Source organism: Halomonas sp. ND22Bw, from assembly GCF_003011945.1.
Classification (GTDB): Bacteria; Pseudomonadota; Gammaproteobacteria; order Pseudomonadales; family Halomonadaceae; genus Halomonas; species Halomonas halophila.
Window position 1 is genome coordinate 1 of record NZ_PXWD01000111.1, and the last position, 495, is coordinate 495.

The 495-nt window shown below is 68.5% G+C and carries 1 protein-coding gene; it reads right to left on the reverse strand.

What is annotated here, in order from left to right:
• Positions 1 to 194: 194 nt before the first annotated feature.
• On the reverse strand, positions 195 to 495 hold a 301-nt coding region (locus tag CVH10_RS17220), incomplete at its 5' end, for a sterol desaturase family protein (protein WP_369335849.1).

Below are 495 nucleotides of genomic sequence, written 5' to 3' on the forward strand. Positions count from 1 at the left end.
GGACAAGATCGGCGTCTGAGGGCCGCCAGCCGCCAGCACGACGATCACGAGCAGCGGCAGCAGCGACAGCACGATCACCCGGGGGCGCAGGCAGTAGGCGGCGGCTCGCCAGAAGGAATCGAGAAGAAGGCGCATGGGGTGCCGAGGATAACGCCCCGCCATGAACAGCCCGCGATTGCGGCCGGGCGAAAGCCTCAGCCCCGCCCGACCATCCGGCGCAGTCCGCGCCACTGCTGCGACCAGAAGCCTCGCCCGTAGTCGCGCACGTGGCCTTGCGCATCGGGCTCGACCTGGTCGCGGATGCCGGTGGGGTCGTAGCGCGGCTCGAAATTCACGGTGCGAAAGATCATGTCCCACCACGGCAGCAGCACACCGAAGTTGTGCCCACCCAGGGTCGATGGGCCGGCGGACTCGTGCCCGATGCCGATCGCATGGTGGACCCGATGGAAGCGCGGGCTGACCCACAGTCGTTCGCCGATGGTGCCGAAACCGATG